This window comes from Kitasatospora sp. NPDC057692 (genome assembly GCF_042799475.1).
GTDB lineage: Bacteria > Actinomycetota > Actinomycetes > Streptomycetales > Streptomycetaceae > Kitasatospora.
On the sequence record NZ_JBHVIV010000020.1, the window covers coordinates 1 to 25,364 of the forward strand.

Annotated in this window: 23 protein-coding genes and 1 pseudogene; 14 read left to right on the forward strand and 10 right to left on the reverse strand. The window is 71.2% G+C overall.

The features are described 5' to 3' along the window. Nucleotides 1-92: 92 nt before the first annotated feature. A complete protein-coding gene (locus tag ACFVFS_RS14040) occupies nt 93-344 on the reverse strand; it encodes a hypothetical protein (protein ID WP_380623673.1) in 252 nt (83 codons plus the stop codon). A 471-nt stretch (nt 345-815) separates the two neighbouring features. Between ACFVFS_RS14040 and ACFVFS_RS14045 the strand changes: the two genes are divergently transcribed. From ACFVFS_RS14045 to ACFVFS_RS14070, 6 genes are all read left to right on the forward strand, one after another. Next, nucleotides 816-1,100: a hypothetical protein gene (locus tag ACFVFS_RS14045; RefSeq protein WP_380623675.1), complete on the forward strand. Its 285-nt coding sequence runs from the start codon at nt 816-818 to the stop codon at nt 1,098-1,100. A 214-nt stretch (nt 1,101-1,314) separates the two neighbouring features. After that, a complete protein-coding gene (locus ACFVFS_RS14050) occupies nt 1,315-1,644 on the forward strand; it encodes a hypothetical protein (protein ID WP_380623677.1) in 330 nt (109 codons plus the stop codon). 23 nt (nt 1,645-1,667) lie between these two features. After that, on the forward strand, nt 1,668-2,666 hold the full coding sequence (locus ACFVFS_RS14055; protein ID WP_380623679.1) for a pentalenene synthase: 999 nt from the start codon (nt 1,668-1,670) through the stop codon (nt 2,664-2,666). A 49-nt stretch (nt 2,667-2,715) separates the two neighbouring features. Continuing rightward, the gene (locus ACFVFS_RS14060; RefSeq protein WP_380623681.1) at nt 2,716-4,023 is read left to right on the forward strand and encodes a cytochrome P450; all 1,308 of its coding nucleotides are present in this window, start codon (nt 2,716-2,718) and stop codon (nt 4,021-4,023) included. A gap of 1,297 nt (nt 4,024-5,320) precedes the next feature. Further along, nucleotides 5,321-6,316, forward strand: a complete 996-nt coding sequence (locus tag ACFVFS_RS14065) for a terpene synthase family protein (RefSeq protein WP_380623683.1) — start codon at nt 5,321-5,323, stop codon at nt 6,314-6,316. Between the two features lie 419 nt (nt 6,317-6,735). Beyond that, on the forward strand, nt 6,736-7,788 hold the full coding sequence (locus ACFVFS_RS14070; RefSeq protein WP_380623685.1) for a polyprenyl synthetase family protein: 1,053 nt from the start codon (nt 6,736-6,738) through the stop codon (nt 7,786-7,788). 58 nt (nt 7,789-7,846) lie between these two features. Here ACFVFS_RS14070 and ACFVFS_RS14075 read toward each other — a convergent pair whose 3' ends face one another. From ACFVFS_RS14075 to ACFVFS_RS14090, 4 genes are all read right to left on the reverse strand, one after another. Then, nucleotides 7,847-8,149, reverse strand: coding sequence for a hypothetical protein (locus ACFVFS_RS14075; RefSeq protein WP_380623687.1), 303 nt, complete (start codon nt 8,147-8,149; stop codon nt 7,847-7,849). After that, nucleotides 8,149-8,400 carry a hypothetical protein gene (locus tag ACFVFS_RS14080; protein WP_380623689.1) on the reverse strand — a complete coding sequence of 84 codons (252 nt, stop codon included), beginning with the start codon at nt 8,398-8,400 and terminating at the stop codon, nt 8,149-8,151. Before ACFVFS_RS14080 ends, ACFVFS_RS14075 begins: the two co-directional genes overlap by 1 nt. 296 nt (nt 8,401-8,696) lie before the next feature. Beyond that, nucleotides 8,697-9,659: a mevalonate kinase gene (mvk, locus tag ACFVFS_RS14085; RefSeq protein ID WP_380623691.1), complete on the reverse strand. Its 963-nt coding sequence runs from the start codon at nt 9,657-9,659 to the stop codon at nt 8,697-8,699. Beyond that, a complete protein-coding gene (locus tag ACFVFS_RS14090) occupies nt 9,656-10,846 on the reverse strand; it encodes a hydroxymethylglutaryl-CoA reductase, degradative (protein ID WP_380623693.1) in 1,191 nt (396 codons plus the stop codon). The genes mvk and ACFVFS_RS14090 overlap by 4 nt, the downstream gene beginning before the upstream one ends. A 248-nt stretch (nt 10,847-11,094) precedes the next feature. Between ACFVFS_RS14090 and mvaD the strand changes: the two genes are divergently transcribed. The 3 genes and pseudogenes from mvaD to ACFVFS_RS14105 form a co-directional block, all read left to right on the forward strand. Further along, on the forward strand, nt 11,095-12,156 hold the full coding sequence (gene mvaD / locus ACFVFS_RS14095) for a diphosphomevalonate decarboxylase (protein WP_380623695.1): 1,062 nt from the start codon (nt 11,095-11,097) through the stop codon (nt 12,154-12,156). Nucleotides 12,157-12,396: 240 nt separating this feature from the next. Beyond that, a complete protein-coding gene (locus tag ACFVFS_RS14100) occupies nt 12,397-13,017 on the forward strand; it encodes a hypothetical protein (RefSeq protein ID WP_380623697.1) in 621 nt (206 codons plus the stop codon). 252 nt (nt 13,018-13,269) lie between these two features. Then, nucleotides 13,270-13,725: pseudogene (locus ACFVFS_RS14105) on the forward strand (hypothetical protein); the annotation flags it as partial. 313 nt (nt 13,726-14,038) lie between these two features. Here the strand turns inward: ACFVFS_RS14105 and ACFVFS_RS14110 are convergent. Then, complete coding sequence (locus ACFVFS_RS14110; RefSeq protein WP_380623699.1) at nt 14,039-15,049, reverse strand: hypothetical protein; 1,011 nt, start codon at nt 15,047-15,049, stop codon at nt 14,039-14,041. 417 nt (nt 15,050-15,466) lie between these two features. Between ACFVFS_RS14110 and ACFVFS_RS14115 the strand changes: the two genes are divergently transcribed. Further along, entirely contained in the window at nt 15,467-16,438 is a 972-nt protein-coding gene (locus ACFVFS_RS14115) for a pentalenene synthase (RefSeq protein WP_380623701.1), read from the forward strand. A gap of 28 nt (nt 16,439-16,466) precedes the next feature. Here the strand turns inward: ACFVFS_RS14115 and ACFVFS_RS14120 are convergent, their stop codons facing one another. From ACFVFS_RS14120 to ACFVFS_RS14130, 3 genes are all read right to left on the reverse strand, one after another. Beyond that, nucleotides 16,467-17,807, reverse strand: a complete 1,341-nt coding sequence (locus tag ACFVFS_RS14120) for a cytochrome P450 (RefSeq protein ID WP_380623703.1) — start codon at nt 17,805-17,807, stop codon at nt 16,467-16,469. A 52-nt stretch (nt 17,808-17,859) separates the two neighbouring features. After that, nucleotides 17,860-19,380, reverse strand: a complete 1,521-nt coding sequence (locus tag ACFVFS_RS14125; RefSeq protein WP_380623705.1) for a hypothetical protein — start codon at nt 19,378-19,380, stop codon at nt 17,860-17,862. 711 nt (nt 19,381-20,091) lie between these two features. Then, nucleotides 20,092-20,433: a hypothetical protein gene (locus ACFVFS_RS14130; protein WP_380623707.1), complete on the reverse strand. Its 342-nt coding sequence runs from the start codon at nt 20,431-20,433 to the stop codon at nt 20,092-20,094. Between the two features lie 740 nt (nt 20,434-21,173). Here ACFVFS_RS14130 and ACFVFS_RS14135 point away from each other — a divergent pair. Together ACFVFS_RS14135 and ACFVFS_RS14140 are read left to right on the forward strand one after the other, a co-directional pair. Further along, nucleotides 21,174-21,746: an IS3 family transposase gene (locus ACFVFS_RS14135; protein WP_380623709.1), complete on the forward strand. Its 573-nt coding sequence runs from the start codon at nt 21,174-21,176 to the stop codon at nt 21,744-21,746. A gap of 386 nt (nt 21,747-22,132) precedes the next feature. After that, nucleotides 22,133-22,549 carry a hypothetical protein gene (locus ACFVFS_RS14140; RefSeq protein ID WP_380623711.1) on the forward strand — a complete coding sequence of 139 codons (417 nt, stop codon included), beginning with the start codon at nt 22,133-22,135 and terminating at the stop codon, nt 22,547-22,549. Between the two features lie 49 nt (nt 22,550-22,598). On the opposite strand, the gene ACFVFS_RS14145 is transcribed toward ACFVFS_RS14140, so the two are convergent. Next, complete coding sequence (locus ACFVFS_RS14145; protein ID WP_380623713.1) at nt 22,599-23,510, reverse strand: helix-turn-helix transcriptional regulator; 912 nt, start codon at nt 23,508-23,510, stop codon at nt 22,599-22,601. Nucleotides 23,511-23,719: 209 nt separating this feature from the next. Between ACFVFS_RS14145 and ACFVFS_RS14150 the strand changes: the two genes are divergently transcribed. Both ACFVFS_RS14150 and ACFVFS_RS14155 read left to right on the forward strand, forming a co-directional pair. Next, nucleotides 23,720-24,736, forward strand: a complete 1,017-nt coding sequence (locus tag ACFVFS_RS14150) for a zinc-dependent alcohol dehydrogenase family protein (RefSeq protein ID WP_380623715.1) — start codon at nt 23,720-23,722, stop codon at nt 24,734-24,736. 78 nt (nt 24,737-24,814) lie between these two features. Continuing rightward, on the forward strand, nt 24,815-25,327 hold the full coding sequence (locus ACFVFS_RS14155; protein WP_380623717.1) for a cyclophilin-like fold protein: 513 nt from the start codon (nt 24,815-24,817) through the stop codon (nt 25,325-25,327). Nucleotides 25,328-25,364: the final 37 nt, after the last annotated feature.

The following is a 25,364-nucleotide window of genomic DNA, read 5'->3' on the forward strand; positions in this document are numbered from 1 at the left end:
GGAGAGCTACCTCGCAGGCCTCCACCTTCGTGGCGCGATGATCTGGATCAAGGACCTCACCAGAGCCGCTTGATCACGACCAAATACGCGCCCTAACGCACCCGGCGCCTCTCCCGACCGGTGGCCTTCGGCGCCCGGCCCCACATCCACGCGCCACCGGCGAGGAAGGCCAACACTCCCAGCACTGCCGTGCCGGCGGTCCAGCCCACCCACTCCAGGGCCGCGGCGATCAGTCCCACCAACCCCTCCCCGCCGGGGTTCTCCCCCGGGGCCGGCGGCTCACCCGCCAGCAGCGTGGGCCCGGCGACGTACGCCGCCTGACCACTTGTCAGGACAACCGTCATGATCTCCCCTCTCCACCTCCTCGGGACCCTCACCCGGCAGACCGCCCCACAGGCTGCCGGACGCCCCCCACGTGTGATCATTCGCACGGAGCATCAAGTGTGTGCACTGACCCGGACAACTGCCTACCACGCTTGGGTTCCGCCGCTGGTCGGCAGATGAAGCCAGGACGACACCATCGCCTGGCCACCGGGCCGGCTTCCGGCACCGGCACTCGCCAGGTGCTCCTGCTGGAAGACGTCCTCCAAGCGCGCCACTTCCTACGCCGCCGTCCCCACCATCGCCTGGGACACGGTCGCCGCCACCGCGCCGTACGCCTCCGCCGAAGACGCGACAGCCCCGGCCGCCGCCCACGCGGCGATGTCTCGGGCGGGGCACGGCGCCGCCGGACCGTTGCCGCGCGGCCGCGGCCGGCGCGGGGTTGTACCGGACCCGACGCCAGCCCCGTGTTCAGCATCGGCGACAATGCCTGCGTGACCTGGACCGACAAACTCCCGCAGATACCGTTCTCCTATCACAACCTTCCCGAGGGCGGAGAATGGATGACCCGGGAAGAAGCCGCGTCCTACCTGGGCATCGGCCCAGTCCATCTCAATGCTCTGACGCACAACACCCACCGGCTCGACATGGTCCGCACCACGGGCAAAGACCTGGCCATCACCCGCGCCAGCGTCGAAGCGGAGAAGCACTGGCGCGCCACCGCTCCCCGCTGGCGCAAAACCCTGCGCCTGCTCAAGGACATCCTTCTGTCGTTCTGAGGCCCCCCGACCGACGCCATGTGACCGGCAGCGGTCATCGCGCGACCGGCGGCGCCCGGCGAAGCTGCGGGCCGCGCCCGCACCGCCGCCGGCGCCTCGGTCGCACGGATCGCCCGCGAGGTCGGCGTGACCGAGCGGGCGGTGAGCCTCTACCTCGCCCGGTAGCCGCGTTCCCCGCCCGGAGCTGCTGCCCCGGCTGGCCAGGGCGCTCGGCGTGACCCCGGCGGACCTGTGCACCGTCGAACAGGAGCCCCTGGTCCACCTGCGTGTGTTCACCGGCCGCAGCCGCGCCGAGATGGCCAAGGCGCTCGGCATCGCCGAGGAGACCTACCGGCAGCTGGAGCCCACCGGGCGCCGCGGCACCCGCGCCCACCACGACCGCGCGCGGGACGAGGGGATCGCCTGGGACGACTGGGCCGCGCCAGCCTTCGGCACCACCCCCGAGCGGCTGCTGGCCGCGCGGGAATCGGCCCGTGATGCTTGGCTGGATGGTGTGCGAAGGTCATCGCCTGCCGCGCACCGCGCGCCCTCATCCGCGAGGTGACGCGGCCCGCGGGAGGAGCTGCCATGCCGCAGGACATCTCCATGCACATACCGTTCCCGGCGCGGATCAACCCCGACGCCGCCAGGGTCGCCGAGGAGGAGATGCAGTGGCTGCTCGACTTCGGCCTGCTGCGCTCCCCCGAGGCGGTGCGGCGCCATCGCAACGGCGGCTACACGGAGCTGGGAGTCCGATTCCATCCGGCCGCCACAGGCGAGGGCCTGGCCCTCGCCATCGAGCAGCAGAGCTGGTTCTTCCTGTTCGACGACCAGTTCGACGGTCCGCGAGGCGACGACCCGGTCCAGGCACAGGCCTTGGTCGGCACGGTGCAGGAAGTTCTGCGGCGGCCGGACGGGCGGCCGCGGGCCCCGATCGCGGCGGCCTTTGCCGATTTGTGGACACGTTCGCTCGGCGGCATGTCCGATCGCTGGCGCAGCCGGGCCGAGCAGCACTGGCACCAGTACTTCGAGAGCTACGTGGCGGAGGCCCGCCATCGAAGCCGCGGCGAAGCCCCGAGCGAGGCGGACTACCTGCCGGAGCGCCGCCGCTCGATCGGGGTGCGGCCGACCCTCGACATGGCGGAGCGGGCCGGGCACTACGAGGTCCCGCACCGGGCGTTCACCAGCGCTCCGATGGCGGCCATGCGGCAACTCGTCGCCGATTTCGTCATCCTGGACAACGACCTGGTCTCCCTTGAGAAGGAGGAGGCGCGCGGAGACCCGCACAACCTCGTGCTCGTCCTGCGACGCGAACGCGGACTCTCCCGCGGCGCGGCCATCGAGGAGGTCGGCAGGATGCGCGCCGACTGCGTCGAACGGTTCACCGTCCTGGAGGAACAGCTTCCGCAGGAGTGCGACCGTCTGGGGCTCACGGCGGTGGAACGGGACCTCCTCGACCGGTACCGACACGACGCCCTGCGCTCACTGATCCGGGGAGTCCACGACTGGGCCCAGCAGGCCGGCCGCTACACCGCCGCACACATCATCCCGGCCGAACGCCCCGGCTACCTCGACGATCTCGGGTAGCCGCCCGACGGCACCCGATCACCGTGTCACGACCCCTTCGGAGGCGAAGATGCCCGGGACCCTCCCGGTAGTCGGCGACGCCTTGTTCCTGCTGCACGACCCGATCGGCTTCCTGACCGGCCTGCCCCGCCACGGCGACCTTGCCCGGCTGCGGTTGGGCCCGATGCCCGTGATCGTGGTCTGCACCCCCGATCTGGCCCAGCAGGTGCTCAGGGACGACCGCACCTTCGACAAGGGCGGCCCCTTCTTCGACCGGATGCGCGACCTCCTCGGTGAGGCCGTCGCCACCTGCCCGCACAGCAAGCACCGGCGCCTGCGGCGACTGGTGCAGCCGGCCTTCCGCGACGAGCAGCTGCGCCGCTACCGGCCGGTGATGCGCGCGGAGGCCGAACGCCTGGCGGACGGCTGGAGCGACGGACAGCACATCGACGTCATGGCCGCGACAATGACCTACACCACCCGCCTCGCGCTACGCACCCTGTTCTCGGTCTCCCTCACCGAAGAGCGGCTCACCGCCGCGGTGGCGGACATCGAGACCTGGGTCGCCGGCGTGCCCCTGCAGATGCTGCTGCCGCCCGGGGCCGGCCGCCTTCCGCTGCCCGCCAACCGGCACTACCGGGATGCCATCGCGGGCCTGCGCGCCACCATCGCGAGCGCCGTCGAGGAACGGCGGCGTCACCCCCTCGACACGCGGGAGCCGGACCTGCTCTCGAGCATGATCGTCACGCAGGACTCCGAGGACCGCAGTGGGCGCCTGAGCGACACCGAGCTCATCGATCACGCCGCGACGTTCCTGGCCGCAGGCACGGAAACCAGCGCGACCGCCCTGGCCTGGATGTTCCACCTGCTCGCACTCCACCCACAGGTACAACGGGACCTGAGGACGGAACTCGCCGGGCGGGAGGACCATGCGGCGGACCGGCCCGGCCACGACGACGGCTCACTCTGTCATCGGGTCGTCCTCGAAGCCCTGCGGCTGCACGCGCCGGCCTGGCTGCTCACCCGCACCGTCACCGAACACGCCATCCTGAACGGTATCCCGCTGGAGGAGGGCGCCACCGTCGCGTACAGCGCCTACCCCCTGCACCGCAACGCCGCGTACTTCCCCGATCCGCACGCCTTCCGCCCGGACCGGTGGACCGACAGGACGCCCCAACCGGGTACCTTCCTCACCTTCGGCGGTGGCCCGCGCTCCTGCGTGGGCCACCGGTTCGCCATGCTCGAACTCACCGCCGCGCTGCGCGCCGTCGTCGCGGCCTGGGAACTCCAGCCCCTCGGTGCCAGGCCGCCGCGGCCCCGTCTGGGAGCCACCCTCGCGCCCCGCGGCCTACGGCTGCGCGTGCGCGCATGCACGTGAACGAACGGCGAAGGCGCCGGGCGGCCGGGTGAGGCCACGGCGACGACGTTCCAAAGATCTTCAACAGGCTGTGCGGGCCATGTTCCCCCCTGCTGCTCCGAGATACGGCCGTCTGCCGAGCGCGGGGTGCGGCGCATCGGGCAACGCGATCGTCGGCGGCGAGCACTCCGCCGACTACGGCCGACGGCCGACGCCCCGTCCGGCACGGGCTGCCACCACGCGGCGAGGTCGGGATAGGGCAGCGGGCGGGGATCGGTGGTGGAGGGGGTGTCCGTGCGCACGGGGTGGAAGCCGGCCCAGGGGTCTTGTCCGGGGGCCGTTGCGGGGATTGATGTACCGCAAGCTCCCGGCCGACAGGTCGATGTTCGCCGCGATCAGCCGGCCAAGGTCGGTGACGCAGCGTCGCTGGGGCGCGTTGAGGGACGGCAGGACGCTGTCGGCGAGGTGCGTGTAGCGCAGCATGACCCGGTCGCCCAGTTCAACGCCAAGTAGCGCGCGGACGAACACCTGGGGGGGCAGGGTGCCGTACGGGAACGCGAAGATGCGGTAGACGCTGCCTGCATCGGACGGCGAGGTGGGCGCGGCCGGCCTGGACGCAGTGGGCTCCGGCGGCGAGGGGTGGGGTTTCGTGGATGCGGCAAGGGTGGAGGCGTGTTTCGTCACGGTCGCCGACAAAGTGGTCCAGCAGCGCTTGGGACGGACAGCCGGACCAGGAGCAGGCCGAGGGTGTCGGTGGCGATCTGGCGCTTGCGTCCCTTGACCCTTCCCGCCGTCGTAGCCCTGGCTGTCGGCGGCGGCGTTCGGCGAGGCCTTCACCGACTTGGCGTCGATGATCGCGGCGCTCGGCAGGAAGTCGTCAACCCGGCCGCTACGGGATCCTGGAACCGAGTCCGTGACGCGCCAGTGAAAGCCGGACAGCTAGGGGGATTCCCCTATCGAACACCCTCGAGGTGTAAACTGGCCATGTCCATAGAGGTCCACATGAGTGCCCTTTTCCATTCTGAAACTCCCCCTCGACCAGGTTGCATGGGGACCGCATGATCGACGCGGCACTGGAGACGGCGAGTGTGCGGTGCCTCTGGCGGACCGGGTGACGATCGGCATCGGCAGAGGTCTTGCCGACGAGGAATACGTTCGCTCCGGTCCGGGCGGATGAGCTTGTCCACACCGCTGGACTCGATCCCATCCGACTGCCCCGGCTGCTACCGCTGATCGATCTGATGTGCAGCGAGGTGATGTACGGCCGGCACCTGCACCACTGAACATCACCCACCGTATGCGGGAAAGGACATCGGCCTTGCCTCCCGCCGACATCACCATGCTGCCCAAGGAATTCCTCCGGGACAGCACCCCCGACATCCATCCCGGTGCCGTACAGGCAGACGACGCCTTCGTGGCCTTCGCGCACCGCACGGGCATCACCCGGTGCGAGCAAGACGTGAAGAAGCTGCGCTCCTTCGCCTTCGGCGTGTTCACCGGCTGGTGCTATCCCACCCTGCCGCAAGCCCAGCTCGACCTCCTCACTCAGTGGCACTACTGGCTGACCATCACCGACGATGTCGCCGACGCCACTGACCAAGGCGGACCCCGTGAAGCCATCCGTCTGTGCAACGCGATCCAACGCGCCATCAAGACTGCGGCCCCTGTTACCGGCGGCGGCCCGGCCGCCGTCTCCATTCACGACCTCTGGCACCGCACCGCAGCAGTCCAAAGCCCGCAATGGTGCCAGCGGGCACGCGTCGACCTCGCGCTCTACCTCCGCCAGTACGTCGAACAACGCCACAACCGAGAGCTGCACCTCCATCTCGCCCCCGACGAATACCAACGGCTACGCAGGGACAGCGTCGGCCTGGACTTCAACACAGACGTCCTCGAAGCCATACATGCCATCCAGGTGCCCGAACCGCTCTTCGCCACCTGGCAGCTGAGAGAACTGCGCAACTGCTTCGTCGACGCCAACAGTTGGTTCAACGACTACTACAGCTTAGAACGTGAAGTCCGTTCAGGTGAGCAACACAATCTCGCCCTCGTCCTCGCCGACCACGAGGGCATCGATCACGACACAGCCCTCGCGCGCGTGCTGGACATGATCCAGGAACGACTCCAGCAATTCCTCACTCTGGAACGACTACTGCTCGAAACCCTACGCGCACTGGGCTATGGCACCGACACCATCACCGAGGTCGGCCGCTACACCCAAGCACTGCGCGACTATACCTACGGGCATGTCGCCTGGTCGTCGACATCGAGCCGCTACAACGAGCACCAACTACGCGCGACAACGTGGGCCTGAGCAAAGTCGACCGGCGTCGTCACGGCGCTGGCGCGGTGCTCGTGCATCGTGACACCGCGCCGGCTTCCCTGGAACCGGTGACGACCTCCTCGAGAGCGGTGGTCAGGTCCCGGGACGCCGGGCAGGCGCAGGCTGCAGCGGTCCTGGACGCTGTGGAGGACGCGCCGGGCGAGGATGTAGGCGGCCCGCCGGCTCGGCCGGCCGGGGGGCGGCGGGTATCCCGTCACCTGGTTCCGGACCGGGAATGCGGGTAGGAGAAAGACGGCTTCCGAGCCTCCTGGCAGCATGGTCCGCAGGGCTGCGGGCCGCCCACTGGAACAGCCATCGCCATGTCCTCCGACCGGTCACCGAACATCACAGACCCTCCTCCGGCCAGATCGACGCCGCGGGCACAGCGTCCGCGGTCCGATTCCGAGCCGGTGCGACACCGTGTCGACGCGGTCCTCCGCGCGTTCGTCGACGGCAAGTACGCCACGGCCCGACGGACGGGTCTACCCGAGGACGTACCCAGGGCCCTCGCCGGGTTCCTTGCGGCGGGCGGCAAGCGGATCCGCCCGCGGCTGTGCGTCATGGGCTGGCAGGCCGCCGGCGGTGAAGGCGAACGGGGTCTGGCGCAGGCGGTCCAGGTCGGCGCGGCACTGGAGATGTTCCATGCCTTCTGCCTCGTCCACGACGACGTCATGGACGACTCCGACACCCGCCGCGGCCGGCCCACCGTGCACCGTGCCCTGGCCGCCCGCTTCCGCGAAGGCCGGTCCCGGGAGCTGGCCGACGCGGTCGGCACCAGCACCGCGATCCTCGCCGGGGACCTCGCACTGCTGTGGTCCGACGAGCTTCTTCATGATCCCGACCACGGTCTGGGAGCGGCCGAGTCCGCGCGCCTGCGACCGCTGATGAACCTGATGCGGGAAGAGGCGATGTACGGCCAGTGCCTCGATCTCCTGTCCACCGGGCGCCCGACCGCGGACGCGACACCGGCCCTGGCGGTCATCCGCTACAAGACCGCCAAGTACACCTGCGAGCGGCCCCTGCAGATAGGCGCCGCGCTCGCCGGAGCCGCTGAACCCCTCATGCGGCAGCTGAGCGCCTTCGCCCTGCCTCTGGGAGAGGCGTTCCAGCTGCGCGACGATCTGCTCGGCGCCTTCGGCGATCCTCAGGAGACCGGCAAATCCGATCTGGACGACCTGCGTGGAGGGAAGCACACCGTGCTCGTCAGCATTGCCCTGGCGGCCGCCACCTCCGCCCAGGGATGCCGGCTGCGGGCACTGTACGGCGATCCCCGCCTGGACGCAGCAGGCGCCGAAACCGTGCGTGCCCTCCTGCGGGAGACCGGCGCGGACCAAGCCGTAGAGCGCCTGATCACCGACCGCTTCCAACAGGCCCTGACCGCTCTGGACGTGCTCGCCGTTCCGGCGGCGGTACGCCGACAGCTGCGCTCCCTGGCTGACAAGGTGGTGTGGAGGAACTCGTGACGCAGGCCCGCGCGCGATGCGCTCCCCGTCGCCTCCCCCGGGACGAGACCGTCGCGACTCACAGCTGTCTCCACCACCACTCGGTCGCAGGAAGGGTGATCGGCGAAGTGTCGATGCCGTCCGGCCGACTGGTGACGGCCAGGGTCCCCCGCCGGCCGTCCGCGCGGTACCGGGCGGTGCGGTCACTCCACAGGAGGTTCCCGCGCGCGATGTGTCCGAGGTCGCGTGCGTAGCGGCTGGTGGCCGGGTCCCCGGAGGCGATGACGCGGTCACGCAGCCGGGTGTGGGGCACCACGGTGCGGTTGCGCAGGGTGATGGCCTCCCTGACGGCGTGCTGGACGCCCGTGTCCCGGTCACGCATCAGGATTTGCGCAGTCCTTCGGCGATCTGGAGGGCGCTCCCGGGCGTGGTCGCCGCGCCGAGCCGCAGGAACACGTCATGAAGCGCCCGCTCGTAGCGGTCCTCGACGGGCATCTCGGGAGCATCGAGCACGGCCACGAGCGCGCCGACGACCGGTGCCAGGCCGGCGCAGCTCCTCGGCCGGGGATCGTCGACGTGCGCGTCGTCGAAGGCGAAGCCGAGGTGGTTCAACTCGGTTGCGAGCTCAAGCACGGACCGTGATCGCGCGTTCGGAAGGCACAGGGTGAGGAAGGCTCCGGCGTCGATGCGCGTCACCTCCGTGCCGGGCCTGCCAAGGCCTGAGGTCTGCATCCATTCGATGGCGCGCGTCGATGGCGTCGGCGCCCGGCGCGGGCTCCGGGTGCGGCAACGGGCAGAAGAACGGTGTCTTACCGAGGCTGGCGACAGGGCCTGATCGCGGGTCCCGACTGTGGTGGGAGTCACGTGTCACGCCGTCCTTGGGAACGCGGCCGGGTCCGTGTTTCCGGCCGCGGAGCGGAACTCGGGGCCTACTCCTCGAGGTGGACGGAATACACCCGGTCGGCTTGGCCGGCTCCCTGCTTCGCCCCGCTCGGCCGAGCAGCCGCGACGCGGCTGATGAACGGCTCGCAGCCGGCGGCCCGCAGGGCGGCGGCAACGGCCGGTGCGTTGCCGGGAGCAAGGGCGATGATGGCGCCGCCGCCGCCCGCTCCGGTGAGCTTGGCCCCGAGGGCGCCGGCGGTACGAGCGGTGGTGACGGCGAGTTCGAGGGCCGGGGTGGACACGCCGATTCCTGCGAGCAGCGTGTGCGCCTCGTCCATGAACCGACCGAGGGCGCAGAGGTCGCCCGTGAACAGCGCATGACGTCCTGCCCGGGTGAGGGCGCCGAGACGGGCGAACTCCCGGCTGAGGGCGTCGGGTCGGGACTGCGCCCGGCGGCGGACCCGCTGGATCTGCTCGGCGGTGGAGCGCTGGTGCCGCGTGACCGCCACCACCAGGTCGAAGGCGGTTCCGATCGGGAGCAGGGTCGCGTGGGGGCTGGGCACACGGTGGAACCAGGTGGTTGTGCCAAGGGCGACGGCCGCGACGTCGAGTCCGGAGGAGGCGCCGTGGAAGGCGGACTCGATCGCCGTGGCCTGTGCCAGAAGGTCGACTCGGCCGAGTTCGGTGCCGGAGAGGTCTGCCAAGGTGCGGGCCAAGGCGACGCTGAGGGCTGCGGAGCTGCCGAGGCCGTATCCGGCGGGGATCCGGGACTCGATGCTGGTGGTGATCCGATCGGGGGCGAGGGAGAAGAACTGCGCCGCGGTGTCGATGGCGGCCCTGAGGGATGGGTCGACGGCCGGGCCGGTGGGTCGGTTCCCGCCCAGGGTGACGGTGAGGGTGAGCGTGCGGTCGATCGGCGTGGCGATGGCCGGCTGCCGGTAGGCGACGGAGTGCTCGCCGAAGAGGATGACCTTGCCCGGTGCGCCACGGGTGCTGGAGGAGGGAATCACGGGGCCGCCGAGTGCGTGGAGCGGACCGGGTGCGGGGGGTGGTCGGCGCGTCGGTGGAGTGCCATGTGGCCGTGTTGGATGCCTTCGTCGGCCAGGGCCCGCAGGGCCGCGAGGTTCTGGGCCAGGCCCACAGCCGCCATGACAGCGGCCAGCTCGCGGGCGCTTGTGACACCGAGCAGGCGCAGGGACAGGGCGGCCCGGGGATTGCCGGTGATGCGGGCGCCGACCGTGCCGACGGCGAGGGGAATCTCGATGCGTCCCTCGAGGTGCCCGTCGGTACAGCGCCATGTGGTGAGCGGTTGGTAGCTGCCGGTGCGAGCGGCGTGGGCGTGGGCTCCGGCCTCGATGGCTCTCCAGTCCTGGCCGGTCGCGAGGGCCACGGAGTCGATGCCGTTCATGATGCCCTTGTTGTGGGTGGCCGCCCGGTGGGGGCTGTAGGTGGCGAGGGCGCAGGCCTGGACGATGCGGCGGGCCACGTCGTCGCCGGTGCGCTCGCGGGTGCACAACAGTGCTGGGGGGATCGTGGAGCAGGCCCGGGCGAGGCGCCGGTCGGCAAGGTTGGAGACGATGCGGATGTTCGCGCAGCCGCCGGTCACATCGACGATGTGCGGGGCCATCGCTTCCACGAGGGTGTTGACGACGTTGGCGCCCATGGCGTCGCCGACGTCGACCACGAGGTGGACGAGCAGCGTGTGGTCGGGCAGTGCGGCGGCGGTGATCTCGCGGGCGCCGCATCCGCGGGCCGTCATGCGCGGCTGGAGTGCGCGAGCCGTCTCGACCAGCCGCGGCGCGGCCTGCTGGACGCGGATGGCGGCCGCTTCGGCGTCGGCCACGTCGATCACGTGGATCTGCCCGGTCATGAGGGAGGGGTCCGCCTCGGCCCGGATGCCGCCGCTGTCGCGGATGAGGCGCGCGGCGTAGGAGGCCGCAGCCACGATCGAGGGCTCTTCCGTCACCATCGGGACGAGGTGGTCACGCCCGTTGACGAGGAAGTTCACGGCCACGCCGAACGGTAAGGCGAATATCCCGACGGCGTTTTCGATCATGAGGTCGGCCTTGGCGGGATCCAGCGGTGCCTCGCTCGCGAGTGCGGCGCGGTCGGAGGTTGAAAGCCCAATGGTTTCCGCGAGGACGTTCTGACGCTCCTGGAGGGACAGCCGGTAGAACCCCGGCAGACGGGAGCTCATGGTTCTTCCTTGCCCGGAGCGCTACAGCCAGTTCGCTCGAAGCCGCAGGTGACTGCAGACCGTCCGTCAACAATGGAGTGCGATGGCCCGAGGGGCGGGTAGCTCTGCAATGAGGACGAGAGCTTTTTTATATTATCGCCGAATTGTCCCTTCGGCTGCCGTGGACGGGTTTTCCGGACGCCCGGGCGGCCGCCCCTTCCCGGCCCTCCCGCAGGGCGCTGCCGGGCGTCTGGACGCATCATCGACCTATGGCGGGATTCGTGTGCCGGGTTCCTTCGGCCGCCGGGCGGGGCCGGCCCGCGGTCTGGGCCGTCGCCCATGCGAATGTCGCACTGGTGAAGTATTGGGGAAAGGCGCCCGGGCCCGGGCACCAGCCGGCCACCACCAGCGTGTCGCTGACCCTCGACGGCCTCACCTCCGCTGCCCGGGTCGAGGAACGGCCGGCGAACCGCCCGGACCGTGTCGCCTGGGCGCCTCCTGGGCCCGTCGCGGATCTGAGGCGGTTCGTCGAACACGCTCGAACGCAGCTGGGCATCGCGCGCCCGCTCGACGTCCTGGTCACGTCGAACTTCCCGGTCGCCGCCGGCCTGGCGTCCTCGGCCTCGGCCTATGCCGCGCTGACCACCGCGCTGGCGGCGCTCGCGGTCGACCCCCCGTCCGTCGAGCGGCTCGCGGCGCTCGCCCGGCACGGCTCGGGCTCCGCGTGCCGCTCGATGTTCGGTGGATTCGTCCAGTGGCGGCCCGGGGAGGACGCCCGGGCCGTCACCCAGCTCGCCGCCCCGGAGCGCTGGCCCCTGGCCGTCCTCATCGCGATCAGCGGCAGCGGCCCCAAGCGGGTCCCGTCCCGCGAGGGTATGCGCCGCGCCCAGGAGACCTCGCCCTTCTTCGACGCCTGGCTCGCGACGAACGCGGCGGACCTCGCCGCCGTACGGGAAGCAGTAGGCTCGCGAGACCTCCGGGCGCTGGGCACGGCGGCCGAGCGCAATGCCCTGCGCATGCACGCGACCGCGCTGGGTGCCGACCCGCCCCTGTTGTACTGGGAGGCGGCGACCGTCGCCGTGGTGCGCGAGGTGTGGCGCCTGAGAGAGGACGGCGTGCCGGCGTACTTCACCATCGACGCCGGACCGCAGGTGAAGGTGCTGTGCGAACCCGGGGACTCCCAGCGCGTCGGGCAGGCCCTGGCCGGTGTACCGGGGATCTCGCACGTCCTGCGGTCACGGCCGGGCGGTGCCCCACGAGTTCTCCGGGAGCCCCCGGAGTGGGCCTTCGCGTCCTGTCCCCCACCGGCCGCCGGCCACGGGAGGGCCTGAGCATGCCGGAGGTGGCGGTGCTCGCACCGGGAAGCCTGTTCGTGATCGGGGAGTACGCCGTGCTCCCCGGCGGGCGGGCCCTGGTCGTCGCCGTCGATTCGGGCATCGAGTGCCGTTGTGCGGCCGGTGAGGACGGATGGTGGCTCAGCGCGCCCGACCTCGGCGTTGACGCCCCGCTGGAGGGCGTGCCTCCCGATTCGGGCGCCCGCCTGCTCGTCGACGCCGTCCGCGCCGGCCGGCGTGCGTTCGCCGGGGGCGGAACCGCTGCGGCTGACGGTCCGGGGACGCGGCTGGCGGGCAGGACACAAGACCGGGCTCGGCGGCAGCGCGGCGAGCACCGCCGCCGTCCTCGGCGCCCTTGCCGCCGCCGCGGGCCACGACGTGTCCTCCCCGTCCCTGCGCCGGGCCCTGCTGCCGACCGCCGCCGACCTCCACCGCGCGCACCAGCACGGCCGCGGCAGCGGCGCCGACGTGGCGGCCAGCGTCCACGGCGGATGGGTCGACTACCGTATGCTGCGCGGCACCCCGCACGCCGAGCCCGCCTCCGCTCCGCCCGGCCTGCGTCTGGCAGTGGCCTGGAGCGGACTCGCCTGCGACACCGCGACCAGCATCGACACGTTCCAGCGTATGGGCGGCGGCACCGACGCCGGCCGCTTCGTCTCCCGGACGCCGACCCGGCGGTCGTCCGCCCGTTCTACGACCTTTACCAGATCATGTTCCTCCTGGACGATCTCAGCGCCCTCCCCGGCCGGGGGCCGGACCCTCGGATGCTGGCCGCCCTCGCCGGCGTCCTTTCCGGCGCCCAACGATCCGTCACCGGATTGGAACGCCTGGCGCTGGACACTTTCCTGCGCACCATGAGCGGTGATCCGCCAGGCCTTGCGGCGCGCACCCGCGCGGGGATGGCCGTGATGCTCAACGGGTTCGCCGAGCAGTCGGCGCTCTGGGATCGGGCGAGCACCGCCCGTCCGTTGACCCTCGCCCAGGCCATGCCGGTGCGCGAACGGGCCATCGGCATCCCCTGGTACATGACCAATCCCGAGCACATCAACGCGTGCGACATGACCCACATGCGCGCCCAGTGGCCCCTTCTGCAGGAGCTGGGCCACCGCCCTCGCGCACCAGACCTGGTTCGTCAACGACGTGTGCTCCTTCCGCAAGGAGCACTTCCACGGCGAACACCAGAACCTGGTCTGTGTGTGCCTCGCGTCGGGGGCCACTCCCCAGGAGGCCGTCTCCCTGGTGTGCGGCTGGGCCGCGCAGGCGCAGCGCGACGACTCTTCGCTGGTCGCCACGGCCCGGGACGATCCCTGCGGCACGCGCCCGCCCGTCAGCGCCTACCTGGATACGCTGGACACCATGCTGGCCGGATCGAACACCTGGCAGTACAGCACCGTCCGCTACCACGGCCACGGCTTTTACTGCCCACCAACCCAGAGGAGCACCTGGGCGCTGTTCGCCGACCGCACGGGGTTGCTCGACCTCGGGCCCTCCCGGACGCAGAGACCGGCACGTCCTCGGGCGGTGGCTCGTCCCGGACCGGGGCCCACGCCGGCAGCGGGAGACTGATCGCGTCAGAGAAGCCCGGCGCTCTCATCCGCGCGCTCCAGGACAGCCGTCAAGAGTCAGCGGGTGCGGGCGTACGGTCGTCGATCGGCGGGCGGCCGATCCTGCGAAGCCGCTGCTGCCTTACCGGCAGCAGCGGCTCGATCCGACCCCGCAGGGTCGTCCGACACCAACTGCGGCGCTGCCCTCCCCACGCCTGCTCAACGTCCAGGTGAACGAACAGGCATGGGTGCCGCCCAGTTCCGTCTGCTCCTCTTACGGGGCCACCCCGGTGAGCGCGGCGACCGGTAGAGGGCAGTAGCGCGTCACAAGCCGTTCACCGGCCGAACAGCAACGTGCGCAGAAACTCGTTGTCGGGCTGGACGGGATCGGATCCGGCGCCGTATCGCGGGATTTCGCAGGCCCAGCGGTTGTGGGCGCCGAGCCAGTTGCGGTTCGCATCGATCCACCTGTCGAGAAGGTTCCGTCGGCCGGCGGCGAGGTGCAGGTGGTCGGCCAGATCGCGCACCCGCGCCGCGGCCGCGGGAAAGCCGGCGGCGAGCCGCGAGGCGAGGCCGTCGACCTGCTGGAGCGCCACTCGGGGCGACGACCCGGCCGTGCGGGCGAGGAGGAGGATGGCGTTCATGCTCTCTCCGCGGTCCTGCTCCTTTTCCAGGGAGTAGATGTCGTTGGACAGGACGATCAGGTCGGTACACAGATCACCCAGGGCCTGCAACGCGCTCTGATGCCACAGAAACGGCGGGATCTCATAGCCCGACACCCGTTCGATCATGTCCTGGCAGGGGCGGTAGCCGACGACGTGGCGCCGCAGTGCCAGGTAGTCGTCCAGCGTCCGGGGAGGCTGGAGCGCACGGTCGACGTCTTCGCACACGTTTCCCCAGAGGTACCGGATCCAGTGGTGGGCGGCACGCTCCTGCCACGGGGCGGCCATCCCGTGGGTGGTTCGTGCCCACATGCCGGCGAAGACGGTGGCGAGCGGACTGAGCGAGCTTCGCGCGGCGACGGTGCCGGGGGTGAGCGTGCCGACCAGTTCGTCGACGACCATAGTGGCGCTCTTCGGATCGTCGCGCAGCGGGCCGTCGAAGATCTCGTCCACGATGAAGAACACGCACATCATGTCGACAGCGAGGTCCAGGTCCGAGCCGTGCGCGTCAGGGTAGGCGTAGGCGATCAGCTTCGCGGAGTCCGCGCCGTTGAATCGCCGCCACGTCCGGGCGTTCCGGTCCAATCCGAGATCGTGGCCCCACGCTCGTGCTCGCGCCCGGGCTTCGTCCAGGCCGTCGTTGACGCGGACGGGGAAGTCGAAGGGTGGAGTCAGTGGCATCATGCACCTCATTGGCGCAGGCGCGAAATGCGCGGCACTGGACCGCTGCGGCAGCAACGGCGAGGACACACGACTCGGCGACCGGCGTCCCGGCCGCAGCTTCCATTCTCAAGAGTGCCCGAATTTCCGCCCGGCGGCCGTCCGCCCGTTCTGCGACCCGTACCGGATCATGTTCGGCCCGCGCGCCGTCCCTGGCACCGGGCCGGGTCCCGAGCTGCACCACCCCGGTCAGCATCGACCGTTTCCACGGCACGAACGGCAGGGAAGAGGCGGATTCCGCGGTCTGGGCCGGGCCCCGGCGACCGGAGCCGTTCTCTGTGCGACGATCGAATCGGGGCGTCGTCGATCGGAGCTGGTCGAACACCGGCGGGCGCCAGGCGGGTCGAGGGCGTGCCGACGTGCTCCGGGTAGGAGGCAGCCGTGCCGCAGGACGTCGAGTTCGGGCTTCCCTGGCCGCTGCGGAGCAGTCCGCACCTGCCGCGGGCCCGGGAACATTCCCTGGCCTGGCTGGAGGAGTTCGGCCTGCTGGGCGAGCAGACCTTCACTCCCGCCGAATTCACCGATTGGCGGCTGGCCGAACTCGCCGCCTACTTCTTCCCCGACGCGACGGGTGAGGGGCTGGAACTGGCCGGTGATCTGATGGGCTGGTACTTCGCCCCGTTCGACGACCGCTTCGACGGCTCGCTGGGGCGGAACCCGCTACAGGCGGCCGCCGTCTGCGCGGAGCTCGCCGCCGTCATGGCGCCGGGCGATGTGCCGGGGGCGGGCACACCGCTGTCGACGACCCGCGCGCTGGCCGACATCTGGCAGCGCAGCTGCCGTGGCATGAGCGGGGCGTGGCGGGCGCGCGCCGCGAACGACTGGCTCGCCTACCTGGCCGCACACCTCGCGGAGACGGTGGACCGCCGCCAGGGCCGGGTGATGGACGCGGACGAGTGCGTCAGCAGGAGGCGGCTCGCCACGTCGTCCTTCGTCGTGATCGACCTGATCGAGCGGGTGAGCGGATTCGAGGTCCCGGCCCTGGCCTGGCACACCCCGGTACTCGCCGAGCTGCGGAGTCTCACGGCGGAGGTCATCGGGATGTCCAACGACCTGTGCTCGGCGGAGAAGGAGGAAGCCGCGGGGGACGTGGGGAACAACCTGCTCCTCATCCTGGAGCGGGACCGCGGAATCGGCAGGACACAAGCGGCCGAGGAGGTGGTCAGCGCGATCGGGCGTCGTGTCACGCGGTTCGCCGCGATGGAGGAGCGGGTGGCCGATCTCGGCTGCTGGCTGTCCGAGGACGACGCCGTCGGCGTGCGGCGTCTGGTGACGGGCCTGCACGACCTGATGCGCGGCGACTATGCGTGGGAGCGGATGTCCGGCCGCTACCGGACCCCGCCCGCTGAGTAGGCCCGGTGGACCCCGGGCGCCCCGGCTGTCAGGACCGTTCGACCAGGCGCATCCGCAGGCCTGCGGGGCGCAGCGTGGTGGACAGCCTGCACCGGACCGGCCGGTCCGTGACGGGGACCAGCCGCCATCGGGCGGTGATTCCCGCGAGCGTCAGGGCGGCCTCGGTGCGCGCGAAGTACTCGCCGATGCACCTGCGGGCCCCGGCGCCGAAGGGGAGGTAGGCGTTGCGCGGGAGGTGGGGGTTGCGCCAGCGGTCGGGGCGGAAGGCGTCAGGGGCCTCGAAGAGGTCGGGCCGTCGGTGGATGAGGTACGGGCTGTAGGCGATCATGGTCCCGGCCGGCAGTCGTACCGCGCCGATCTCGCTGTCGACGGTCAGGGCCCGGGTGAACAGCCAGCCGGGCGGATACAGGCGCAGGGTCTCGGCGATCACCCGTCCCGCGAGTTCGAGTGAGGGCAGGCGCTCCAAGGTGAGCGGGCCCTCGGCCCTCACGCGGTCCACCTCCTCGTGCAGGCGCCGCTCGACATCGGGAGCGTGGGCGAGGAGCGCCAGAGCGAAGGAGATCGTGCTGGAGACGGGGTCGGCGCCGGTGACGAAGAACGTGACCGCTTGGTCGGCGAGCTCCTCGTCGCTCAGGACCGGGCCGTCCTGCAGGGAGGTCCCGGGATCGTGGGCGGCCATCAGGGAGCCGAGCAGGTCGTCGTGGCCGTTCCCGTCGTGCCGCCGTGCCGCGATGATCGCCTCCACCGAGCCGCGCAGGTGCTCGCGTGCCCGCCAGTAGCGCCTGGCGGACGGGGTGGGCACCCGCGCCAGCGGCACCGGGGTGATCACCTGCCGGATGAGGCCGGTCATGATGTCGTCGAGGTCCCGCAGCATCTCCCGAGTGAGGGATGCGGGCAGCGAGGCGGAGAACATGGTGGCGAGGGCGATCCGGGCGGTCAGCGTGGTCAGCTCGGCGGGCACGTCGATGATCCAGCCGTCCCGCCACGAGTCCACGATCTCGTCGGTCAGGTCCGCCATGACGGCCGCGTAGCCCGGAAACCGCTCCCCGTCGAAGGCCGGCCTGCACAGCCTGCGCTGGCGCCGGTGCAGGCTGTAGGGGCAGGTGCCGAGCCCGTTGCCCAGGACGTCGCGCAGTCGCTCGAACAGCGGCCCGCCCTTGTCGAAGACCTCGTCGTGCACGAGTACGTACCGCAGCAGGTCGGGGTCGCACACCATCACCACCGACCGGGGCCCCAGGCGCAGCCTCACCAGTTCCCCCTGGGCGGGTAGCGACGCGACGAAGCTCAGGGGGTCGCGCATCAGAGCGGGCACGTGCCCCAGCAGGGGGACACACCGGGAGGCCAGTGGAACATGCGCCACACCGTCCATACCTGTCTCTTCCCCGCCTCCCGGGCCCGCAGTCCTGTGGATTCGCGAGCGGTCACGGCCCGGGAGACCCGCTGTGCGCCCGGTCGCCGGCGACCGCGTCGGGCTGGGCCTCGACCAGGCTGCCCGCGCCGATCGCGAAGTACATGCCGTGCCACCACTGCTCCATCACCAGCGCGGCCATCGGTTCGCTGAAGCGGCGCTCGAAGTCGGCCTCGTGCCCGGCACTCATGAAACGGGCGAAGTGCCGACAGTAGACGCGGTCCATGTGGGACAGGAAGGCGGTGGGGGAGATCCTCCCCTCCCCCAGCAGCCACGGGACGACGAACTCGTACTCGACGATGCTCAGGGGCAGGACGCCGTGCTCGACGGCTTCGCAGATCACGGAGTGCAGCTCTACGGTCCCGGTGTGCCGGGTGCCGTCTATCTCGACGTCGAACGGCAGGTCCCGTCTCGGGACGTCGACGCGCGGAGTGCCGACCGGGACGGTGGGGGTCAGATCCTCGGTGTAGCAGTCCGCGAGCTGGCCGGAGGCGTACAGGTCGCGCTGCTGCGCGACGTGGGACAGTTCCGCCGCGAGGGAGTAGTAGCGCCAGGCGTCGTGCCGGTGGTTGGTGAGCACCCACACGGGTACGGCCAGGACCGCAGTGCACGCCGCATAGCGTTCGGGGCGGATGCCGCCGGTCTGTGTCCAGTGTGCGTTGACCATCCACACGGTCCGCTCGTAGGCGCTCAGCAGGTCGGCCATGACGACCGACCCGCAGGTCAGGGCCAGGACCGACTGGCCGCACTCCTGGAAGCGGAGATCCGGACCGATGTCGACCCAGTCGGCGACCATGCCGGTCAGCATCATGTCGTCCCGGCCGGCGTGGTTCGGCAGGAACGACAGGTGGTAGGTGAAGTAGCCACTGTCGGACGCCTTCATGTCGCGCCAGGTATCGCGGTCCCGGTAGACCCATGTGGCCAGGCCGCTCGATCGCGTCTCGTGGGCGTCGGCCTCGTCGTGCCGCTTGACGTCGAAGAAGGCGAGGTCGGCCGCGACGTGCGCCCGCCGGGCCACCAGGTCCGCAGGGAGGTCCGGCATGTCCCAGAGCGAGAGGATCTCGTCCTTCAGGCCCGTTCTGCCCGCCCGCGCGTACGCGGTGTCGATGTTGTACTCGAGGTAGAAGCCGTAGATCAGGATGGCGACGTAGTCCTGGCGCCAGTCGTTGTAGACGGCTGGCATCATGCCGCCGCCCCAGGCCCCCGAGGCGAAGTTCGGGTACGCCCCCACGCCCCGGAACCCGAACTCCTCCATGAACGCGGCCCAGTCCGGGGAACAGCACGTCGGAAGGAACGACTTGGTGGACCGGCCCGCATTCTCCCCCCGCCGGGCCCGGGCGAGCAGCGCCCCGACCGGATCCGCACCGGCGGTGAGCGGGACCAGCCCGACCTGGCCCGACGCGGCGAAGCCGGAACCCCTGCACCGGACCTCACGGATCTCCGCGAGCAGGTCGCGCCCGTGCTCCACCATCTCGGCGCACTCCGTCATCCAGGGAGCGAACCGCCGGCCCCAGGAGGTCGGGTCACTCTTCATGGCCGCGAGGGTCCCCTCCGGGTCGTACACCCAGCCGCCGGGCCGGGGCGCTTCCGGGTCCTCAGCCAGTCGACGGCGCACCGCGTCGACATGAGCCGCCAGAGGGGTGCCGGCCGCGTGCTTGCGGGTCCACAGCACATCGAGGGGCTCTGTGCCGCCGGGCCCGGCCTCCGCCGGCCTGTCGCCGACGACCGACGCGCCCCGTTTCCCAGCCGGGTACCGGGCATGGACACGCTCGGCCACGGGCTCAAGGACACCGTGCTCGCCCACTCCATAATCGACTGCCCGGAACGTGGGCGCCTTCGCGTCCCGGTCTGGCAGGAACGAGCCGGAGTCGTACCCGTGCGGGTCGACCGGCTCAGATTGGTCCCCGGTCACGATGTGCCTCCTCCCAGGAGGTCCGGACGCGTCCGCGGGCGAGCCTCTCCCCTACCGGCGGACCGTAGCGCCCGCTTCGTCCGCCTCACCGGTGAGATCGTCCAGGGTGCCCAATGCGGTGATCTTGCCCCTCGGCCGGTTGACCCGACCGATCGGCGGTCGAATTCAGGCGCGGACCCCTCGCGCCGCCGGATGCGGCCACCTGCGCGCCGTCGGCGCACCCCGGCCCTCGGCGAGTTCGAGGAGACCGAACAGAGTGCTCGGACGCGGTGCTCCGCCCGGCCCCGATCCCCTCGGTGCGCAGAGCGAGGCCGCCTGGGACTCAGACCCATTTCACAACGATCCGATCCACCGCACAAACTCTTGGAGCACCTGATGCCGGCACGTGCCGGTTCCTGCCACTGGATCCGCCGACCGGACCGGCCGGGCGCCCGTCTCCGATCCGGGCACGGCATTCTCCTCGGCAACGAAGGACACGATGAGCTTGTCGAACGGGGGCGGGGGAGCCATGCGTCGCCCCCGGAAGCCTGCGATCGCGGGAGCAAGCTCGTCGGCCACCGAATCCAGCCAAAGCCTCCGGAAGGCGTCCAAGCCTCGGTCACTGGCAGGGAAACACTGCGCTACCACCATGTACTCGTCGAGGATGGCGCGTTCCACATCGTCAACCCTGGACATCGTCTTGCCGCCTTCGCGGGCTGGATCGTTCTCGTACGATTTGGGCCGCCGCACACCGCGGGCCGCGGGATCCATCTGCGGTTGAGGGACGTCTGGATGTGAGACGTGACTGCGGGCCGCCCAGTTACCACACCATTCTGATGAGCATAGAATATTATAAATATCGCTATTGGGATCTACTGGACTTCGCGTCAACCCGCGCCCAGCCGAGCAGCACAAGTCCGCGACCACCCCTGCGCCGGGCCTTCCAGCGCAACCGCGCCACCGCCGAACCCCTCGACCGCGTCGGCAGCCTCTTCCCGGTGACCGACCCGCTGCGGTCGGCCCGGGCCGATGAGCCGCTCGGGCCAGTTCCCGAAGCGGCGGCTGTGCCGGAGCCACGAAGAGACATCGATGACCACGCCGGGCGGGGCGATCGTCGAACCGCTCCCCGCCACACCCGTCGATCGGTGACGCCGCGTGCAGCGGAACGCCGCGCGCGTGTCCTCTCCGAAACCACGGATTCCGCGAACGCCGTGCGACGCCACCGGGACGACGACCGCACCATGACCGATGACGTTGCGGGATCGGCACGGCGCTCGGAGGGCGCAAGCTGCGACCGACGCAATCGCTCCGATGGAGACCCTTATGCCGAAGGAAAAATGGTTCTACCCCGGCGACCTCGATAACGACCTTCGGGCTTCCGCCCTGAGCCCAGACCAGCAAGCCGAGACTCTGGGACATGCATGGGAGTACAACCGGTGTATCGTTCCCGAGTTCACCAACTGTTCGCCCCGGACCTTGTCGGGCGCGACTTCACCGCGCCTCGCCCGGGGATGCGGCTCGTCGGCGACATGACCTTCCTGCCGACCGAGGAGGGCCGGCTCTACCTGGCGACCTGCATCGACCTGGCCACCCGCGAGGTGGTCGGCTACGCGATGGCCGACCACCACCGCGCCGAACTGCCGGTGGCCGCGCTGCGGATGGCCGCCGGCCGAGGCGACTTGGAGCGAGGCTGCATCTTCCATTCGGATCGCGGCAGTGAATATACGTCAGCTGAATTCCGCAGTGAAATAGACGAGTTGGACATGCGGCAGTCAATGGGAAGAGTTGGCTCCTGTTACGATAACGCCGCCGAGAGCTTCTTCGCCGTCCTGAAGGAGGAGATCGGCACCCGGGTCTGGCCCGACCGTGCCACTGCCCGCGCGGAGGTCTTCGCCTTCGTCGAGACCTTCTACAATCGCAGGCGCCTACGCAAACACCCCGAGTGGGGCTACCTCACCCCACTCAAGACTCGCCAGCGGCACCGGCAAGGTCACGTCCTCGCAGCGTAGACGGAGAGTGTCCAACCGCAGGGTGGAACTTCACATCGCCCGCCGCCCCGGCGGCACCGTCGCCCTCGCCGTCCAGTACGGCCACCCGCGCACCGCCCTCGCCGTGGCTACGCCTCCCGCTCCCGCGACGGCATCCACACCCTCCTGGACATCGAGACCGTCCGCGCCTGCGCCGACACCGCCCTCGACCACTGCGTCCCCATGTGCGGCAACATCGCCCGCACCGACCACCACGCCCACCAACTACGCGAGCGCGCCCGCACCCTGCTCCAGCAGGCCACTCACCTCCCCGGCCCGCTCGCCGACCGCCTCACCGCCACCGCCCAACGCCTCACCGCCCTCGCCGAACGCCACCACGCCGAACGCCGCACCCTCCCGGAGACCCCGTGCCCCCCGCCCCCGACGAACGGGACCGCATCCGCGCCGCCGCCCACCGCATCCTCGCCGGCACCCCGGAGAACTCCAACGGTGCACTCACCGTCGTCGCCCTCGCCATCGAAGCGGGCGTCCCCCGCAACGCCCTCACCCAGCGCCACCTCGACCTGCGCGAGGACTTCTACGCCCGCGTCCGCGCCCTCGGCCGGATCCCCGACAGCGAAGCCCGCCTACGCAAGCAGATCGTCAAGCTCAAGGAACTGCGCGCCGCCGACACACGGAAACTGCGGGAACTGAGCGAGGACCGGCAGGCCCTGGTCCAGGTCGTCAACCAGCTCACCCTGGAGAACCACAGGCTGCGCGGCGCACTCACCGAATCCGGTGACCGCGTCCGCACACTGCCGGTCCGCGGCCACCCCGGCCCCTGAACGAGGGCCGCGATCCGGCCCCGGGCAGGCACCCCGGGACCGGATCGCGTCACTCGCGGCGCGGCGCCGCCGGCTGCCCGCCGCTCTGGCGAGGATCCGCCGCGGTTTCGCGGGTGGCAGCCCACGAGGCGAGCAGGCGCAGGCCCTCGTCGCTGGGGGAGCCGGGTTCGGCGGTGTAGACGGTCAGGTGGAGGCCGGGGGCTGCGGTCATCTCCAGCCCCTCGTAGGCGAGCGTGAGATCGCCGACTGCCGCGTGGTGAAAGCGTTTGGTGCCACTGCCGTGGTGGCGGACGTTGTGGGCGCCCCAGCGGGTACGGAACTCGTCGCTGCGGGTGGAGAGTTCGCCGACGAGGTCGTGGAGGTCCTTGTCGTGGGGGTCGCGGCCGGCCTCGGTGCGCAGGATGGCCACCGTGATGTCGGCGGCCTGCTCCCAGTCGGGGTAGAAGCGGCGGGAGGCCGGGTCGAGGAACTGGAACCGGGCCAGGTTGTCCTGGTTGCCGGGGCCGTCGTACACCTCGGTGTAGAAGGCGCGGGCGAGCTGGTTGGCGGCGAGCAGATCCATGCGGCCGTTGCGGACGAACGCGGGGCCGCCGGTGACGGCGTCGAGCATCCACTGCAGGGCGGGGTGGGGCGACCACTGGCGGGTGGTGCGCCGGCGGGGGCGGGCGAGGGCGTCGGTGCCGACGGCGGCCTGGGCAAGGTGCAGCAGGTGGGCGCGTTCGGCGTCGTCGAGCTGCAGGGCGCGGGCGACGGCCTCCAGGACGGCCGGTGAGGCGCCGGCGAGGTTGCCCCGCTCCAGTTTCGCGTAGTACTCGACGCTCAGGTCGGCGAGGGCGGCGACCTCGCTGCGGCGCAGGCCGGGCACGCGGCGGCGGGGGCCGGCGGGCATGCCCGCCCGCTCGGGGGTGATCTTCGCGCGCCGCGAGGTGAGGAACTCGCGGACCTCATGGCTGTTGTCCACGCCTCCGACGGTACGACGCCCGGGGCCCGGGTGGGGTGTACCGCCGGTACACCCCTTGATGGTGACTCGCTGCGCGCACCGGAAGCGCCTTTCCTGGAGACGTGGCGCTCCCCGGCCAGCCCCGCCGGCCTCGGGCCCGCGCCCGACACGCATTCGGCAGTGGCCGGCACGCCCGGCTGTCCGCCCCGGAACACGAAGGAAGACCCCTGATGCGCGGCGCAGTCATCCACGCCCCCCGGGACGTCCGGTTCGAGACGCTGGACGACCCGAAGATCCTCCACCCCACCGACGCGATCATCCGAACGGCCGTGACCTGCGTGTGCGGTTCGGACCTGTGGCCCTACCGCGGGGCGGAGCCGGTCGGCGACCCGCACCCGATGGGGCACGAGTACGTCGGCTTCGTGGAGGAGGTCGGCTCCGCCGTCACCTCGCTGCGGCCGGGCCAGTTCGTGGTCGGGTCGTTCGCGACCTCCGACAACACCTGCCCGAACTGCCTGGCCGGCTTCCAGTCGAACTGCGTGCACCGCGAGTTCATGTCCACCTGTCAGGCCGAGTACGTCCGTATCCCCAACGCCCAGGGCACCCTGGTCGCCACCGACGGCACCCCGGGCGAGGAGTTCTGGCCGGGTCTGCTGGCGGTCTCGGACGTGCTGGGCACCGGCTGGTGGGCCGCCGACGCCGCCGATGTCCGGCCCGGCTCGACCGCGGTGGTGGTCGGTGACGGCGCGGTCGGCCTGTGCGCCGTGATCGCCGCGAAGGAGATGGGCGCCGAGCGGATCATCGCCATGTCCCGCCACGCCTCCCGGCAGAACCTCGCCCTGCAGTTCGGCGCCACCGACATCGTCGCCGAGCGCGGCGACGAGGGCGTGGCCCGGATCAAGGAACTGACCGGCGGCATCGGCGCCGACAGCATCCTGGAGTGCGTCGGCACCGCCCAGTCCATGCAGCAGGCCCTGCATGCCGCCCGTCCCGGCGGCAGCGTCGGCTTCGTCGGCGTCCCGCACGGGGTCGCCGTCGACGGCCAGGAGCTGTTCTTCTCCCACGTCGGCCTGCGCGGCGGCCCCGCCCCGGTGCGCCGCTACCTGCCCGACCTGATCGAGCGCGTCCTGGCCGGCAGCATCGACCCCGGCAAGGTCTTCGACCTCACCCTGCCGCTGGAGCAGGTCGCCGAGGGCTACCGCGCGATGGACGAGCGCCGCGCCATCAAGGCCCTCCTCAAGCCCTGACCGCGACAGCCGAACCGGCCGGGGCCGGCGGCGGGCCACCGCCCGCACCGGCCACCCGAGCACCCCAGGACGACCCCCATGCCCGCACCGCTGCGCCACGCCCTGCTCCGCCTCGCCCCGCCGGCCGCACTGCTGTCGCTGGCCGCCTGCACCGGCAGCCCGCCGGACACCGCCCCGCCGACCTCGGCCTCGCCAGGGGCGGGGTGGCAGGACACCCCGGCACCGGCCGACAGGAGCACCCCGATGAACATCCGCGCCACCTTCGACGGCACGCCCGTCGAAGCGGTGCTGAACGACAGCCCCGCCGCCCGCGACCTGGCCGCCCTTCTGCCGTTGACCGTGGACCTGGAGGACTTCCACGGCACCGAACGGATCGGCTACCCGCCGCGTAGGCTCACCACCGCCGCCGCGCCGGTACCGGCCGCGGCCAAGGCCGGCGACCTCGCCTACTACGCGCCCTGGGGAAATCTCGCCCTCTTCCACCGGGACGGCCCCGCCCCCTCCGCCGACCTTCTGGTCCTCGGCCACCTCGACGCCGACCCCGGCCGACTGGCCCACGCCCGGAAGATCACTCTCGAAGCCACCCCCTGACCCGCCCCCGCCCACGGAAAGAAGCCCGTATGCCCCG

What these genes read in the sequence shown, in the direction of transcription:
- ACFVFS_RS14040 (WP_380623673.1), bottom strand. Translation starts at nt 344, where the DNA reads ATGACGGTTGTCCTGACAAGTGGTCAGGCGGCGTACGTCGCCGGGCCC.
- ACFVFS_RS14055 (WP_380623679.1), top strand. Translation starts at nt 1,668, where the DNA reads ATGCCGCAGGACATCTCCATGCACATACCGTTCCCGGCGCGGATCAAC.
- ACFVFS_RS14060 (WP_380623681.1), top strand. Translation starts at nt 2,716, where the DNA reads ATGCCCGGGACCCTCCCGGTAGTCGGCGACGCCTTGTTCCTGCTGCAC.
- ACFVFS_RS14075 (WP_380623687.1), bottom strand. Translation starts at nt 8,149, where the DNA reads ATGCGTGACCGGGACACGGGCGTCCAGCACGCCGTCAGGGAGGCCATC.
- ACFVFS_RS14090 (WP_380623693.1), bottom strand. Translation starts at nt 10,846, where the DNA reads ATGAGCTCCCGTCTGCCGGGGTTCTACCGGCTGTCCCTCCAGGAGCGT.
- mvaD (WP_380623695.1), top strand. Translation starts at nt 11,095, where the DNA reads ATGGCGGGATTCGTGTGCCGGGTTCCTTCGGCCGCCGGGCGGGGCCGG.
- ACFVFS_RS14110 (WP_380623699.1), bottom strand. Translation starts at nt 15,049, where the DNA reads ATGATGCCACTGACTCCACCCTTCGACTTCCCCGTCCGCGTCAACGAC.
- ACFVFS_RS14120 (WP_380623703.1), bottom strand. Translation starts at nt 17,807, where the DNA reads ATGGACGGTGTGGCGCATGTTCCACTGGCCTCCCGGTGTGTCCCCCTG.
- ACFVFS_RS14125 (WP_380623705.1), bottom strand. Translation starts at nt 19,380, where the DNA reads ATGAAGAGTGACCCGACCTCCTGGGGCCGGCGGTTCGCTCCCTGGATG.
- ACFVFS_RS14130 (WP_380623707.1), bottom strand. Translation starts at nt 20,433, where the DNA reads ATGTCCAGGGTTGACGATGTGGAACGCGCCATCCTCGACGAGTACATG.
- ACFVFS_RS14150 (WP_380623715.1), top strand. Translation starts at nt 23,720, where the DNA reads ATGCGCGGCGCAGTCATCCACGCCCCCCGGGACGTCCGGTTCGAGACG.
- ACFVFS_RS14155 (WP_380623717.1), top strand. Translation starts at nt 24,815, where the DNA reads ATGCCCGCACCGCTGCGCCACGCCCTGCTCCGCCTCGCCCCGCCGGCC.